Origin of the sequence: Mycobacterium sp., assembly GCF_032159565.1 — a bacterium.
Classification (GTDB): domain Bacteria; phylum Actinomycetota; class Actinomycetes; order Mycobacteriales; family Mycobacteriaceae; genus Mycobacterium.
On record NZ_JAVHWR010000174.1, the window covers coordinates 13866 to 28308 of the forward strand.

The 14443-nt window shown below is 68.1% G+C and carries 14 protein-coding genes; 11 read left to right on the forward strand and 3 right to left on the reverse strand.

All coding sequences use genetic code 11. The features are described from left to right. Nucleotides 1-98: 98 nt before the first annotated feature. On the forward strand, nucleotides 99-2717 hold the full coding sequence (gene glgP, locus QOC76_RS23340) for an alpha-glucan family phosphorylase (protein WP_526360867.1): 2619 nt from the start codon (nucleotides 99-101) through the stop codon (nucleotides 2715-2717). A gap of 51 nt (nucleotides 2718-2768) precedes the next feature. Here glgP and QOC76_RS23345 read toward each other — a convergent pair whose 3' ends face one another. The 3 genes from QOC76_RS23345 to QOC76_RS23355 are packed head-to-tail and all read right to left on the reverse strand — an operon-like array spanning nucleotide 2769 to nucleotide 7557. Continuing rightward, nucleotides 2769-4217 (reverse strand): neutral zinc metallopeptidase, encoded by a 1449-nt coding sequence (locus QOC76_RS23345; RefSeq protein ID WP_526360869.1) that lies wholly within the window; start codon nucleotides 4215-4217, stop codon nucleotides 2769-2771. A gap of 5 nt (nucleotides 4218-4222) precedes the next feature. Next, complete coding sequence (locus QOC76_RS23350; protein WP_526360926.1) at nucleotides 4223-6244, reverse strand: ATP-dependent DNA helicase; 2022 nt, start codon at nucleotides 6242-6244, stop codon at nucleotides 4223-4225. An 8-nt stretch (nucleotides 6245-6252) separates the two neighbouring features. Then, a complete protein-coding gene (locus QOC76_RS23355) occupies nucleotides 6253-7557 on the reverse strand; it encodes a nicotinate phosphoribosyltransferase (RefSeq protein ID WP_526360871.1) in 1305 nt (434 codons plus the stop codon). 53 nt (nucleotides 7558-7610) lie between these two features. On the opposite strand from QOC76_RS23355, the gene clpS reads away from it, so the two are divergent. The 10 genes from clpS to rph all read left to right on the forward strand — a co-directional run bounded on the left by clpS (nucleotide 7611) and on the right by rph (nucleotide 14420). Continuing rightward, nucleotides 7611-7913, forward strand: a complete 303-nt coding sequence (clpS, locus tag QOC76_RS23360; RefSeq protein WP_526360873.1) for an ATP-dependent Clp protease adapter ClpS — start codon at nucleotides 7611-7613, stop codon at nucleotides 7911-7913. A gap of 22 nt (nucleotides 7914-7935) precedes the next feature. After that, a complete protein-coding gene (gene aosR, locus QOC76_RS23365; RefSeq protein ID WP_526360875.1) occupies nucleotides 7936-8517 on the forward strand; it encodes an oxidative stress transcriptional regulator AosR in 582 nt (193 codons plus the stop codon). Then, nucleotides 8514-9545, forward strand: coding sequence for a P1 family peptidase (locus QOC76_RS23370; protein ID WP_526360877.1), 1032 nt, complete (start codon nucleotides 8514-8516; stop codon nucleotides 9543-9545). Before aosR ends, QOC76_RS23370 begins: the two co-directional genes overlap by 4 nt. Before the next feature lie 4 nt (nucleotides 9546-9549). Then, complete coding sequence (locus tag QOC76_RS23375; protein ID WP_526360879.1) at nucleotides 9550-9963, forward strand: M67 family metallopeptidase; 414 nt, start codon at nucleotides 9550-9552, stop codon at nucleotides 9961-9963. A 20-nt stretch (nucleotides 9964-9983) separates the two neighbouring features. Next, the gene (locus tag QOC76_RS23380; RefSeq protein ID WP_526360881.1) at nucleotides 9984-10265 is read left to right on the forward strand and encodes a MoaD/ThiS family protein; all 282 of its coding nucleotides are present in this window, start codon (nucleotides 9984-9986) and stop codon (nucleotides 10263-10265) included. A gap of 10 nt (nucleotides 10266-10275) precedes the next feature. Beyond that, a complete protein-coding gene (locus QOC76_RS23385; protein WP_526360883.1) occupies nucleotides 10276-11247 on the forward strand; it encodes a cysteine synthase in 972 nt (323 codons plus the stop codon). A 22-nt stretch (nucleotides 11248-11269) separates the two neighbouring features. Beyond that, nucleotides 11270-11956 (forward strand): rhomboid family intramembrane serine protease, encoded by a 687-nt coding sequence (locus QOC76_RS23390; protein WP_526360928.1) that lies wholly within the window; start codon nucleotides 11270-11272, stop codon nucleotides 11954-11956. Next, nucleotides 11953-12774, forward strand: coding sequence for a glutamate racemase (murI, locus tag QOC76_RS23395; RefSeq protein ID WP_526360885.1), 822 nt, complete (start codon nucleotides 11953-11955; stop codon nucleotides 12772-12774). Before QOC76_RS23390 ends, murI begins: the two co-directional genes overlap by 4 nt. Before the next feature lie 61 nt (nucleotides 12775-12835). Continuing rightward, complete coding sequence (locus QOC76_RS23400; RefSeq protein ID WP_526360887.1) at nucleotides 12836-13609, forward strand: cyclic nucleotide-degrading phosphodiesterase; 774 nt, start codon at nucleotides 12836-12838, stop codon at nucleotides 13607-13609. 28 nt (nucleotides 13610-13637) lie between these two features. Next, nucleotides 13638-14420, forward strand: coding sequence for a ribonuclease PH (gene rph, locus QOC76_RS23405; protein ID WP_526360889.1), 783 nt, complete (start codon nucleotides 13638-13640; stop codon nucleotides 14418-14420). The last annotated feature ends 23 nt before the right edge of the window (nucleotides 14421-14443 follow it).

Below are 14443 nucleotides of genomic sequence, written 5' to 3' on the forward strand. Positions count from 1 at the left end.
CCTATACCCACCGTAGTGTGCGCCCCAACCAAGTGCTGGTGAACGATCGCCCCGGCACGAGACTGCACTCACGTCGATCATCAGTAAGGTTGGGTCGCGTGAAAGCCCTCCGTCGGTTCACTGTCCGCGCGCATCTCCCTGAGCGATTGGTCGCGCTCGAGCGGCTTTCGATCAACCTGCGTTGGTCGTGGGACAAACCCACACAAGATCTCTTCGCGGCCATCGACCCGGCGCTATGGACGCAGGTCGGCTGCGATCCGGTGGCACTGCTCGGCCAGGTCAGCCCGAAGCGGCTGGACGAACTCGCCGCCGACGACTCGTTCGCTGATCGGCTCGACAAGGTCGCCGCCCACCTCGACGACTACCTGAGCCGTCCGCTGTGGTATCAGGAACGCGCCGCCGAAGGCGCCGAGCTGCCGAACGGCATCGCATACTTCTCGATGGAGTTCGGAGTCGTCGAGGTGCTGCCGAACTACTCGGGTGGCTTGGGAATCCTCGCCGGTGACCACCTGAAGTCGGCATCGGATCTGGGGCTGCCGCTGGTAGCGGTGGGGCTGTACTACCGCTCGGGCTATTTCCGTCAGTCGCTGACCGCCGACGGCTGGCAGCGGGAGAACTACCCGTCGCTGGATCCGCAGGGGCTGCCTCTGCGGTTGCTCACCGATCACCAAGGTGACCCGGTTCTGGTGGAGTTGGCCATGCCCGACGCCGCCCAGCTGCGAGCCCGGGTGTGGGTCGCGCAGGTCGGTCGAATTCCGTTGCTGCTGCTGGATTCCGACATCCCGGAAAACGAGCACGATCTGCGCGGCGTCACCGACCGGCTTTACGGCGGCGACCAGGAGCACCGCATCAAGCAGGAGATCCTGGCAGGCATCGGCGGGGTGCGTGCCATCCGGGCGTTCACCGAGATCGAAAATCTGCCGACGCCCGAGGTCTTCCACATGAACGAGGGCCACGCCGGTTTCCTGGGCGTCGAGCGGATTCGCGAGCTCATCGACTCCGGTCTCGATTTCGACACCGCGCTGACCGTAGTGCGGTCGTCCACCGTGTTCACCACCCACACTCCCGTGGCCGCCGGTATCGACCGATTCCCGGTGGAGATGGTCAAGCGCTACTTCGGCGGGGAGGGCAGCCCGTCGGGCGCCACCTCGCGGCTGCTGCCCGGTGTCCCGCTGGACCGCGTCATCGCGTTCGGAGCCGAGGACGACCCGTCGAAGTTCAACATGGCTCACATGGGACTGCGGCTCGCGCAGCGCGCCAACGGTGTGTCGCTTCTGCATGGTCGGGTCAGCAGGGAGATGTTCAACGAGCTGTGGCCGGGCTTTGACCCGTCGGAGGTGCCGATCGGCTCGATCACCAACGGTGTGCACGCGCCGACCTGGGCGGCGCCGCAGTGGCTCGAGCTGGGGCGTGAGCTCAGTGGCGGCGACCTTCCGAGCGCGCCCGCGGTATGGGAGCCTGCGCTCTGGGAACGGCTGCAGCAGGTGGACCCGGGACATCTGTGGTGGATCCGTTCGCAGCTCCGCGAGCTGTTGGTCAACGACGTCCGGGCGCGACTGCGCCGGTCCTGGCTCGAGCGCGGTGCATCCGACGCCGAACTCGGCTGGATTGCAACGGCTTTCGATGCGAATGTGCTGACGATCGGGTTCGCCCGGCGAGTGCCGACCTACAAGCGGCTGACGCTGATGCTGCGTGATCCGGACCGGCTGGAGAAGTTGCTGCTCGACGAGAAGCGGCCGATTCAGCTGATCGTGGCGGGCAAGTCGCATCCGGCCGACGAAGGCGGAAAGGCGCTGATCCAGCAGGTGGTGCGGTTCGCCGACCGGCCCGAAGTGCGGCACCGCATCGCGTTTCTGCCCGACTACGACATGTCGATGGCCCGCCAGTTGTACTACGGCTGCGACGTCTGGTTGAACAACCCGCTGCGCCCGCTGGAAGCATGCGGCACGTCGGGGATGAAGAGCGCGCTCAACGGCGGGTTGAACCTGTCCATCCGGGACGGCTGGTGGGACGAGTGGTACGACGGCGAAAACGGTTGGGAGATTCCGACTGCCGACGGACTGGCCGACGAAAGCCGGCGCGACGACCTGGAGGCCGCGGCGCTCTACAGCCTGGTCGAGCGGTCGGTCGCGCCGAAGTTCTACGACCGTGACGACCGCGGTGTACCCATGCGCTGGGTCGAGATGGTCCGCCACACGCTCGAGGTGCTGGGGCCCAAGGTGCTGGCATCGCGGATGGTGCGCGACTACACCGAGAAGTACTACGCTCCCGCGGCGCAGTCACTGCGCCGAACCGTCGTGCCCCTTGAGGAGGGCGGCGTGCCTTTCGGTGCCGCTTGGGATCTGGCCGCCTACCGTCAGCGGGCCCACGAGGCGTGGCCGAAGATTCAGATCACCGACGTCGACAGCACCGGGCTGCCGGACACTCCGCTGCTGGGTTCCGAGCTCACGCTCTCGGCGACGGTGCAGCTCGCGGGCCTAGGCCCCGACGAGGTGTCCGTCCAGGCGGTTCTCGGTCGGGTTGATCCTGCCGATGCGCTGGTCAATCCGAAGACCGTGCCGATGCGGCACACCGGCACCGCCGAGGGCGGAAACGAGATCTTCTCGACGACCACTCCGCTGCCCGTCGCCGGTCCCGTCGGCTACACGGTGCGCGTCTTACCGCATCATCCGCTGCTGGCCTCCGACTCCGAACTCGGACTGGTCACCCTGGCCTGACATCGGACCGATTCGTCGGACTTCGGGTCGGCACGCTGGGGCGAGTACGGCTCAGGGGAACCGGTTGAAGCAGCGGTCCTCGTCGCCGAGCACGCCCGTGCGGAACGCGTCCATCCGGGAGAAACCGGACGGCACTGTGTCGCCGTTCACGTCACTGGCCGCAAGCCCGTTGGTGAGCAGACCGGAGACGGCCTCGTCGAGGTCGCCCGCCGTCAACGCCACCGTATTGCCGTCCGACGTGGTCACCGCTGCGGTCATCTTGGTCGTCGCGACGCCGGTCAGGCATGCAGTGCGCAGCGCGGCTTCGGCGTTGTCGAGACGCACGCCGGCGCGCTGGTGCTGAATGGCCAGCATGTAGCGGGAGACGAGGACCGAGTACGCCGTGTTGTCACCGGATACCGCACCGCCGTTCTCGTCCCGCCCCGATGGCGCGCCCATCGCCGCCAGCTTGGGCATATCGACGGAGATCGTGTTGCTTGCCGGGCAATAGGACACCGGCGGGCTGGGGCGCGCGTCGTGGCAATCGTTCGCCGAACCCGCGTCGAGGCTCAGCTTGGGTGGGTCGGCCGGCGAGAACAGCGTCTCGAGCGCTTCGACGATGGCCTTCACCGACTCCTCGCTGACCGGCCATTCGCCGGTCTGGTCCTGCTGCAGCTCGACGGGCAGGTCGCCGCGACGCTGTGCGATCTCCTTGGCGTCGATGGCCGCGCACGACGATGCCCCGTCGGTGAAGCCGAACTGGAACGCGGTGATCCGTTCGAATGCCGAACCGTGCTCGTTGGTGCCGGGGGCGTACGCGTCCTCGCTCAGCAGCGGGTCGCGGAACGAGATCAGCGCTGCCAGAAGCCTGTTGAGGCCGTCTGCGGTACTCAGCGTGAAGCGAGCGGAATTGCCCTCGGCCACCCAGCGCATGTACGCGCCGGCAAAGCAGTCCGCCTGCTGCTCGGCGACCAGCGTCGGGGTGTTCTTCTTGTTGATCTTGGCCTGATGCGCAATGGCATGCCCGTATTCGTGGGCCAGCACATTGGTGACAGCGATGTCGCCGAAGTTGTCCCGCAGCGCAGGAAGCAGTTCACCGCGGTCCCAGCCGATGGTGTCGTCGAGAAAGCAGAAGCCGGCGTTAACCAAGCCGTAGGTGTCTTCTTCGCAGAACTTCTGGCTCTCGTAACCGCCCGCGTCCCAGGAGATCAGCGCCTCGACCGGGGAGAAGCTCTTGCCGAAAGTCTCGGCATATGTGGTTTCCCAGAAGTCTTCGATGTCGCTGACCGAGTCCGCGCCCAGTTCGTCGACCTCGCCGCCGTCACCGTTCTCGACGTCGCGCGACGCCTTCTTCGCGTCGGATCGCAGCCCCGTCGGCCCGTCCACGGCGGGCATGCCCGCCACCTTGAACGGATCGTCGAACACCGAGACCGCGGCGCCCTTCACCGTCGTGGAGCAGGACGCCACGAACAGCGCGGCGCAGACGGCAAGCAGAGCACCGGTGACCGGTCGTCGGCTCATCGGCGTCACGATAGTGCGGCGTTGGCGGTGTGGAGGCGTTCCAGCGCTTGTCGAACCCGCACCGAATCCGTGGTCGCCCAGAACGGCGGCAGCGACGCCAGCAGATAGCCCGCGTAACGCGCGGTGGCCATCCGCGAATCCAGCACGGCCACCACCCCGCGGTCCTCGGAACGCCGCAACAGCCGGCCGGCGCCCTGGGCCAGCAGCAGTGCGGCATGGCTGGCCGCGACGGCCATGAACCCGTTTCCACCGCGCGCGGCGACCGCGCGCTGGCGCGCCGACAGCAGGGGATCATCCGGGCGTGGGAACGGAATGCGGTCGATCAGCACCAACGACAGCGACGGCCCTGGCACGTCAACGCCCTGCCACAGCGACAACGTGCCGAACAGACAGGTCGCCGGATCGTCGGCGAACTGCTTCACCAAGGCGGACGTGGTGTCGTCGCCCTGGCAGAGCACCGGTGTGGACAGCCGCTCTCGCATGATCTCCGCGGCCGCCCGTGCGGCCCGCATCGACGAGAAGAGTCCCAGCGTTCGCCCGCCCGCGGCGTCGATCAGCGTCTGGATCTCGTCGAGCTGCTCGGCGGAGCCGGTGCCGTCGCGCCCCGGCGGCGGGAGATGCGCTGCGACATAGAGGATTCCGGCCTTCGCGTGCTCGAACGGAGATCCCACGTCGATGCCACGCCAGTCCTGCTTCTCGTCGCCGCCGGTCAACCCCCATGCCGCGGCCATCGCGTCGAACGAGCCGCCGACCGTCAGCGTGGCCGATGTCAGCACCACGGTGGACTGGTCAAACAGCCTGCCCCGCAACAGACCTGCCACCGAGAGCGGCGCCACTCGCATGACGGCCCGAATAGCTCCGCCTCCCCCTTTGGTGCTTTTCGCGTGCACCGCATCCTCATGGTCCAGCCACACCACATCGTCACGGTTGGGAATCTCGGGGACGAACGACGCGATGATGCGCGTCGCGGTATCGCTGATGTCGGACAGCGCGGTGACCGCCTCGGTTCGCGCCGACGCCGCTTTGGGGTCGGAGGGTGACATGTCGATCGCCGACCGCACGCGGCTCGCGGCGTCGCGCAGCGCGGTCAGGTACGTCGTCATCTCGTCGTCGAGGCGGTCGATGCGCCCGGGCGTCGCGTCGTGAATGGCGGACGCGAACGTCGCTGTCGCGGCCTCGAGTCGTTGCGTCAGTTCGGGTTCGACGAGTCGCGCGACGCGTCGGGTCGCCGCGCTGAGGGTCGCGTTGGACAACTCCGCGGTGGCCACGCCGGTGACCCGGTCCGCGAGTTCGTGTGCCTCGTCGACGACCAGGAGCCGATGTTCGGGAAGCACCGCGGCATCGGAGATGGCGTCGATCGCCAACAGTGCGTGGTTGGTGACGACGACATCCACTTCGGCGGCCCGGCTTCTCGCCTTCTCCGCGAAGCAGTCGGTGCCGAACGGGCAGCGCGCCGCACCGATGCATTCCCTCGAAGAGACGCTGACCTGACCCCAGGACCGGTCCGGCACGCCGGGTGCGAGCTCGTCGCGGTCGCCGGTGTCGGTGTTCGACGACCAGGCGATCAGGCGTGCCACGTCGCGCCCCAACGCCGTCGAAGCCGCCGCGTCGAACAATTCCTCCTGCGGCCGATCATCCGGCTCCGCCGCCGCGCCGTTGTGAATCTTGTTCAGGCACAGATAGTTTCCCCGCCCCTTGAGCAGAGCGAATTTCGGCTCGCGTGGCAGCGCTTCTGCGAGGGAGTCGGCGAGCGCGGGCAGGTCGCGGTCGACGAGCTGGCGTTGCAGCGCAATCGTGGCCGTCGAAATCACAACTGGTTCGTCGGCGGCGATGGCGCGCGCAATCGCGGGCACCAGGTACGCGAGCGACTTGCCGGTGCCGGTGCCCGCCTGCACGGCCAGATGCTCACCCGCGTCGAATGCGTGCGCGACGGCCTCGGCCATCTGGACCTGGCCACTGCGCTCGCTGCCACCGAGCGCGGCGACCGCGGTGGCGAGCAGTTCGGTGACCGGAGCTTCGTCGGAAATGGCTCCTCCTACGCGCCTCGGCCGGCGGGCGGAACCATCCGCGTCGCGACCGCGGGCTCGCCGCGGGACAGTTTCAGGCCGTCCCACGGCAGGCTGTGCAAGCCCGCCGTGACGCGGTCGCGGGCCGAGGCCAGGCTCAGGTCGGCGACGGGCTCGCCGTTCTTGACCAGCGGGACCGTCAGATCACGTGCGACGAGATCGGACTGCGGGGCGGTTCCGGCGGCCGGGTAGACGATCTCCTCGACGACGGTTCCCGAGGGCTTGGCCAGCCGCATCGCCCTCTTACGGCCACCGTGCGACTCCTTGTGCACGCTGCGTTTCTCCACAGCCATGCCGTCCACCTCGACCAGCTTGTAGACCATGTTCACGGTCGGGGCGCCAGACCCGGTCACGACCGCGGTGCCGACGCCGTAGATGTCGACGGGTTCGGCGCGCAGCCCTGCGATGGCGAACTCATCGAGGTCACCCGAGACGACGATGCGGGTCTTCGTTGCGCCGAGGCCGTCGAGTTGGGCACGGACCTGCCGGGCCAGCACGCCCAGGTCGCCGGAGTCGATGCGGACGGCGCCGAGTTCAGGGCCGGCCACCTCGACGGCGTTGGCGACGCCCTGGGTGATGTCGTAGGTGTCGACGAGCAGGGTGGTGCCCACGCCGAGGGCATCGGCCTGGGCGCGGAACGCCGCCTTCTCGTCCGGCCCTTGCGCGGTGGTGTGCAGCAACGTGAACGCGTGCGCGCTGGTGCCCAGTGCGGGCACGCCGTAGCGGCGCTGGGCCTCGAGATTCGACGAACCGGCGAAACCCGCAAGGTAGGCTGCGCGCGCGGCGGCGACGGCGGCCTGCTCGTGGGTGCGCCGGGAACCCATCTCGATGAGTGTCCGACCCTCGGCGGCGCTCGCCATCCGGGCCGCGGCCGATGCGATCGCAGTGTCGTGATTGAAGATCGACAGGGCCAGCGTCTCGAGTACGACGCCCTCGCCGAATGTGCCGTGTACCGCCAACACCGGCGAACCGGGAAAGTACAACTCACCTTCGGCATAACCGTCGACGTCGCCGCGGAATCGGTAGTCGGCGAGGTACGCCAGAACGTCATCGTCGAGGAAGTCCGACAGCGACGTCAGCGCGGTGTCATCGAACGTGAACTCCGCCAACGCTTCCACGAACCGCGCGGTCCCGGCGACCACGCCGTACCGCCTGCCCTCCGGTAGCCGACGCGCGAACACCTCGAAAGTTGTGCGCCGGTGCGCGGTCCCGTCGTGCAGCGCCGCGGCAAGCATGGTCAGCTCGTATTTGTCGGTCAGCAGCGCTGCTGTCATCGGTCAACCGTAACCGTTCTCCGGCCCTATCGGGCCCCGGCTATTCTGGGCACATGGTTACCCCAGCGAAGGCCCGGCCGGGAACTCGCGAGGAACGACACGTCGAGATTGCCGAGGACACCGAGTCCCCGTGGGTGACCGTCGTCTGGGACGACCCCGTCAACCTGATGACGTACGTGACCTACGTCTTCCAGAAGCTGTTCGGTTACGACGAGCCGCACGCCACCAAGCTCATGCTGCAGGTGCACAACGAAGGCAAGGCGGTGGTGTCGGCGGGCAGCCGCGAGTCCATGGAAGTCGACGTATCCAAGCTGCACGCCGCCGGCTTGTGGGCGACCATGCAACACGACCGCTGATAGACGGAGCCGGGACGCGATAGTGCGAAAGTGGAAACGGGTCGACACCGCTGACGGCCCGCGCTTCCGTTCGGCGTTGGCCTCGCACGAGGCGGCGCTGCTCGAAAGCCTGGTGACGTCTATGGTGGCGATGCTCGAAGAGCGCGAATCATCATCGCCCGCAGACGAACTCGAGGAGATCACCGGGTTCAAGACCGGTAACTCCCGTCCTCCTGAGGACGAGACGATGAAGAGGCTGCTGCCCGACTTCTTCCGGCCGCAGAACGACCATCCCGCCGGGTCGGGCACGGCGGAAAGCCTGAACAGCGCGCTGCGCAGCCTACACGAGCCGGACATCATCGCCGCCAAACGCGAAGCGGCGCAACGGGTGTTGGACACGGTGCCGAACGGCGGCGGTCGATTCGAGCTGACCGAGAACGATGCGCATGCGTGGGCGGCCGCGGTCAACGACGTCCGGCTCGCCTTGGGCACGATGCTCGACATCAGCCCCGAGGGACCCGAACGGGTGCCGGCCGACCACCCGATGGCCGGTCATTTCGACGTGTACCAGTGGTTGACGGTGCTGCAGGAGTATCTGGTCCTCGGCCTGATGGACAAGCGATGAGCGCCATCACCGACGTCGGCGGTATCCGAGTCGGCCAACACGAGCGCATCGACCCCGACGCGACGCTCGGCTCCGGCTGGGCCAGCGGCACGACGGTCGTGTTGACCCCGCCCGGCACCGTCGGTGCCGTCGACTGCCGCGGTGGCGCGCCGGGCACGAGGGAGACCGACCTGCTCGACCCGATCAACTCGGTCCGCCACGTCGACGCGGTCGTCCTCAGCGGCGGCAGCGCCTACGGCCTGGCGGCGGCCGACGGCGTGATGCAGTGGCTGGAGCAACAGGGTCGCGGCGTGGCGATGGACGGGGGAGTCGTGCCGATCGTCCCGGCCGCGGTGGTCTTCGACCTGCCCGTCGGCGGTTGGGACTGCAGGCCCACCGCGGAGTTCGGCAACGCAGCCGCGCAGGCCGCGTCGACGAAGGTGGCAGTAGGCTCCGTCGGCGCAGGCACCGGCGCACGCGTCGGGGTGCTGAAAGGCGGCGTCGGCACTGCATCGGTGACCCTCACCGACATCGGCGTCACGGTCGGCGCGATCGTCGTCGTCAATGCCGCAGGCGACGCCGTCGACCCGACGACCGGACTGCCATGGCAGGCCGAACAGATCGAGGAGTTCGGGCTCGTCTCGCCGGGAGCCGACGAGATCGCGGCCTATGCCGACCGGCACACCGAGTTCAGCCCGCTCAACACCACGATCGCGGTGGTCGCCACCGACGCCGCGATGAGCGCGGCCGCGTGCCGCCGCGTCGCGGTCGCCGCCCATGACGGCCTCGCCCGCACCATCCGCCCGTGTCACACCCCACTGGACGGCGATACGGTGTTCGCGCTGGCTACCGGTGCCGTCGAGGTGTCGCCGGATCCCGAGACGCCGGCCTCCATGTCGCCGGAGGTGCCGCTGATCACCGCGGTCGGGGCCGCCGCGGCGGATGTCCTGGCCCGGGCGGTGCTCGTCGGTGTTCTTGCGGCAGAGTCGATAGCCGGAATACCGACATACCGGGACATGTTGCCCGGAGCGTTCGCCGGAAAGGGGTAGGACTGTGCTGCTGGTTTGCGCCGACCTGGTCGACGCCATGGTCGCGCACGCCCGTGCCGACCATCCCGACGAGGCGTGCGGTGTGCTCGCCGGTCCCGAGGGGTCCGAGCGTCCCGAGCGGCACATCGCGATGCTCAACGCCGAGCGGTCGCCGACCTTCTACCGGTTCGACTCGATGGAGCAGCTGAAGGTGTGGCGGGCGTTGGAGGACAGAGGTGAGGCTCCGATCGTCATCTACCACTCGCATACCGCGACGGAGGCCTATCCCAGCCGCACCGACATCTCGTATGCATCCGAACCCGACTCGCACTACGTGCTCGTGTCCACTCGCGACCCCGACGTGCACGAGCTGCGCAGCTACCGCATCGTCGACGGCGTCGTCACCGAGGAACCCGTCAAGATCGTCGAGCAGTACTAGACGTCCAAGAGAGGCCACCCATGACCGTTACCGTTTCCGTGCCCACCATTCTGCGCAGCCACACCGGCGGCGAGAAACGCGTCTCCGCGACGGGCGAGACGCTGCAGGCTGTCATCGCCGATCTGGAGGCCAACTACTCCGGCATCTCCGACCGCCTCGTCGACCCGGCTAATCCGGGCAAGCTGCACCGCTTCGTCAACATTTACGTCAACGACGAGGACGTGCGCTTCTCCGGCGGCCTCGACACCGAAATCTCTGACGGCGACTCGGTCACGATCCTGCCCGCCGTGGCCGGAGGGTGAGTAGGCGCCGATGACGCGGTACGACTCACTGCTGGAGGCGCTCGGCAACACGCCGCTGGTGGGCCTGCGCCGGTTGTCGCCGCGCTGGGAGGACGGCGACGGGGCGCCGCACGTCCGGCTGTGGGCCAAGCTCGAGGACCGCAACCCGACGGGGTCGATCAAGGACCGGCCCGCGCTACGGATGATCGAACAGGCCGAGCGCGACGGGGTGCTCGAACCCGGCGCCACGATCCTGGAGCCGACCAGTGGCAATACGGGCATCTCGCTGGCGATGGCCGCCCTGCTCAAGGGCTACACGATGATCTGCGTGATGCCGGAGAACACGTCGATCGAGCGTCGCCAACTGCTCGAGCTCTACGGCGCGCGGATCATCTTCTCGCCCGCCGAGGGCGGCTCGAACACGGCGGTGGCGCATGCCAAGGAATTGGCCGCGCAGAACCCGGACTGGGTGATGCTCTACCAGTACGGCAACCCGGCCAACACCGAATCGCACTACCTCGGCACCGGACCCGAGCTGCTGGCCGACCTGCCGGAGATCACGCACTTCGTCGCAGGCCTCGGCACCACCGGCACGCTGATGGGCACCGGACGGTATCTGCGCGAGCAGGTGCCCGACGTCCAGATCGTGGCCGCCGAGCCCCGCTACGGCGAGGGTGTCTACGCGCTGCGCAACATCGACGAGGGGTTCATCCCCGAGCTGTATGACGCCGACGTGCTGACGACGCGGTTCTCGGTCGGATCGTTCGACGCGGTCAAACGCACCCGCGAACTCGTTCAGGTGGAGGGCATCTTCGCCGGCATTTCGACCGGCGCGGTGCTGCATGCCGCGCTCGGTATGGCGGCGAAGGCGGTGAAGGCCGGGGAGCGGGCCGACATCGCGTTCGTGGTGGCCGACGCCGGGTGGAAGTATCTGTCGACCGGCGCATACGCCGGTAGCCTTGACGAAGCGGAAGACGCTTTGGAAGGGCAGCTATGGGCATGAGCGAAGCTTGCGAGCGAATCGAGTGCGCTTGAGCGGGCCGGGCTATACGACCCAGCCGGCGCCGAAGAAGCGCCCGGCGTGGGTGGTCGGCGGCGTCACCGTCGTCAGCTTCGTTGCGCTGCTCTATGTCATCGAGCTGTGGGACAGCCTGACCAACCACAGCCTCGATCGAAACGGCATCCGGCCGCTGGAGACCGACGGCCTGATGGGCATCGTCTTCGCGCCGCTTCTGCACTCGAACTGGGACCACCTCATCGCCAACACCATCCCGGCACTGATCCTCGGCTTCCTGATGACGCTCGCGGGTCTGTCGCGGTTCATCTTCGCCACGGCCATCATCTGGGTACTCGGTGGCCTCGGCACATGGCTCATCGGCAACGTCGGCACGCACTGCCCGTACGTCGGCGTCAGCTGCGAGACCAACCACATCGGCGCGTCCGGCCTGATCTTCGGCTGGCTGGCGTTTCTGATCGTCTTCGGCTTCTTCACCCGCGCTGTGTGGGAGATCGTGGTCGGCGTCGTCGTGCTGTTCATCTACGGCGGTGTTCTGCTCGGCGTGCTGCCCGGCACTCCGGGGGTGTCGTGGCAGGGCCATTTGTGTGGCGCGATCGCAGGCGTCGTTGCTGCGTACCTGTTGTCCGGGCCAGAGCGGAAGGCCCGCGAAGCCCGCAAGCGCGGGGCCCCTCTGCCGCAGACCTTCGGGACGTGACCTCGCCACTAGCGCCTGTCGGCATCTTCGATTCCGGCGTCGGCGGCCTCACCGTCGCGCGGGCGATCATCGACCAACTGCCCGACGAGGACATCGTCTACGTCGGAGACACCGGCAACGGCCCCTACGGCCCGCTGACCATCCCCGAGATCCGGGCGCACGCTTTGGCGATCGGCGACGACCTCGTCGACCGCGGGGTCAAGGCACTGGTGATTGCATGCAACAGCGCGTCGTCGGCCTGCCTGCGGGATGCCCGCGAACGGTACGCGCCGGTGCCCGTCGTCGAGGTGATCCTGCCTGCGGCGCGCCGCGCGGTGGCGACGACGCGCAACGGCCGCATCGGCGTGATCGGCACCGAGGCGACGATCGCGTCGGGCGCCTATCAGGACGCGTTCGCCGCCGCGCGCGACATCGAGGTCACCGGGGTGGCGTGCCCGCGGTTCGTCGACTTCGTGGAGCGCGGCGTCACCAGTGGCAGGCAGGTGCTCGGCCTGGCGGAGGGTTACCTGGAGCCGCTGCAGCGCGCCGACGTGGACACCCTGGTGCTGGGCTGCACCCACTACCCGATGCTGTCCGGGCTCATCCAGCTGGCGATGGGAGATCAGGTCGCCTTGGTGTCCAGCGCCGAGGAGACGGCCAAGGACTTGCTGCGGGTGCTCACCGAGCTCGATCTGCTTCGCCCGCATGACGCGCCGCCCGCGCAACGGCACTTCGAGGCGACGGGCGATCCTGAGGCGTTCACCACACTTGCGGCCCGATTCCTCGGTCCGTCTCTCGACGGTGTCCGGCCTGTTCAACGTCACGTCAGCAGCCAATGATGACGTTAGTCAATCAAAGCGCTGATGTTTTCGTCATAGGGATAGCGGGCATGGCAAGCTAGTGAATGTGCGAATCACCGTACTCGGTTGCTCCGGCAGTGTTGTCGGGCCTGATTCGCCAGCGTCCGGTTACCTTCTGACGGCGCCCGAAACCCCGCCCCTGGCCATCGACTTCGGTGGTGGTGTGCTCGGTGCGCTGCAGCGCCACGCGGATCCCAACGCGGTACACGTTTTGCTGTCGCACCTGCACGCCGACCATTGCCTCGACCTCCCCGGTCTCTTCGTTTGGCGGCGCTACCACCCGTCGCCCGCGCCCGAGCGTGGCCTGATGTACGGACCGAAGAAGACGTGGGCGCGCCTCGGTGCGGCGTCGTCGCCCGAGGGTGCGGAGATCGACGACTTCAGCGATATCTTCGACATCCGGCACTGGGTCGACAGAGAACTGGTGCAGATCGGGTCGCTGACGATCGAGCCGAGGCTGGTGTGCCATCCGACGGAGTCCTACGGGCTGCGAGTCACCGACCCGTCCGGCGCGACGTTCGTCTACAGCGGTGACACCGGCGCGTGCGATTCGCTGGTCGATCTGGCCCGCGGTGCGGACGTGTTCCTCTGCGAGGCGTCGTGGACGCATGATGCGTTGCGTCCGCCGAACCTGCACCTGTCGGGCACCGAGGCCGGCCAGGCCGCGGCGCGCGCCGGGGTCGGCGAGTTGCTGCTGACGCATATTCCACCGTGGACGTCGCGCGAGGACGTGATCAGCGAGGCGAAGGCCGAATTCGACGGACCCGTGCACGCGGTGGTGTGCGGAGAGTCGTTCCCCGTCACCCGGCATTGATGACCGGAGCACCGGCTAGGGTTGGCGGGTGTCCAGACGAGAAGACGGCCGGCTCGACGATGAGCTGCGGCCGGTGGTCATCACCCGCGGTTTCACCTCTCACCCGGCGGGATCGGTACTCGTCGAGTTCGGTCAGACCCGGGTCATGTGCACGGCAAGCGTCACCGAGGGTGTGCCGCGATGGCGCAGGGGTTCGGGGCAGGGCTGGCTGACTGCGGAGTACGCGATGCTGCCCGCGGCCACCCATGAACGCTCCGACCGGGAATCCGTCCGCGGCCGCATCGGCGGCCGCACCCAGGAGATCAGCCGGTTGATCGGGCGGTCTCTGCGCGCGTGTATCGACCTGTCGGCGCTGGGGGAGAACACCAACGCGCTCGACTGCGACGTGTTGCAGGCCGACGGCGGCACCCGCACCGCCGCCATCACGGGTGCGTACGTGGCGTTGGCGGATGCGGTGACGTGGTTGGCGGCGGCCGGCAAGCTGGCTGACCCGCGTCCGCTGTCCTGCGCGATCGCCGCGGTGAGCGTCGGCGTGGTCGACGGACGCGTCCGCACCGACCTGCCGTACACCGAGGACTCGCGAGCCGAGGTGGACATGAACGTGGTCGCCACCGATACCGGCACGCTGGTGGAGATCCAGGGCACCGGCGAAGGTGCGACGTTCCCGCGCTCGACGCTGGACAAGTTGCTCGACGCCGGGTTGGCCGCGTGCGAGCAGCTGTTCGTCATTCAGCGCGAGGCTCTGGAGAAGCCGTATCCGGGAGAGCTTCCCGAGTCGGATACCCCCCAGAAGAAGGCGTTCGGAAGCTGACGCGGACGCGGAGAGCGCAACCA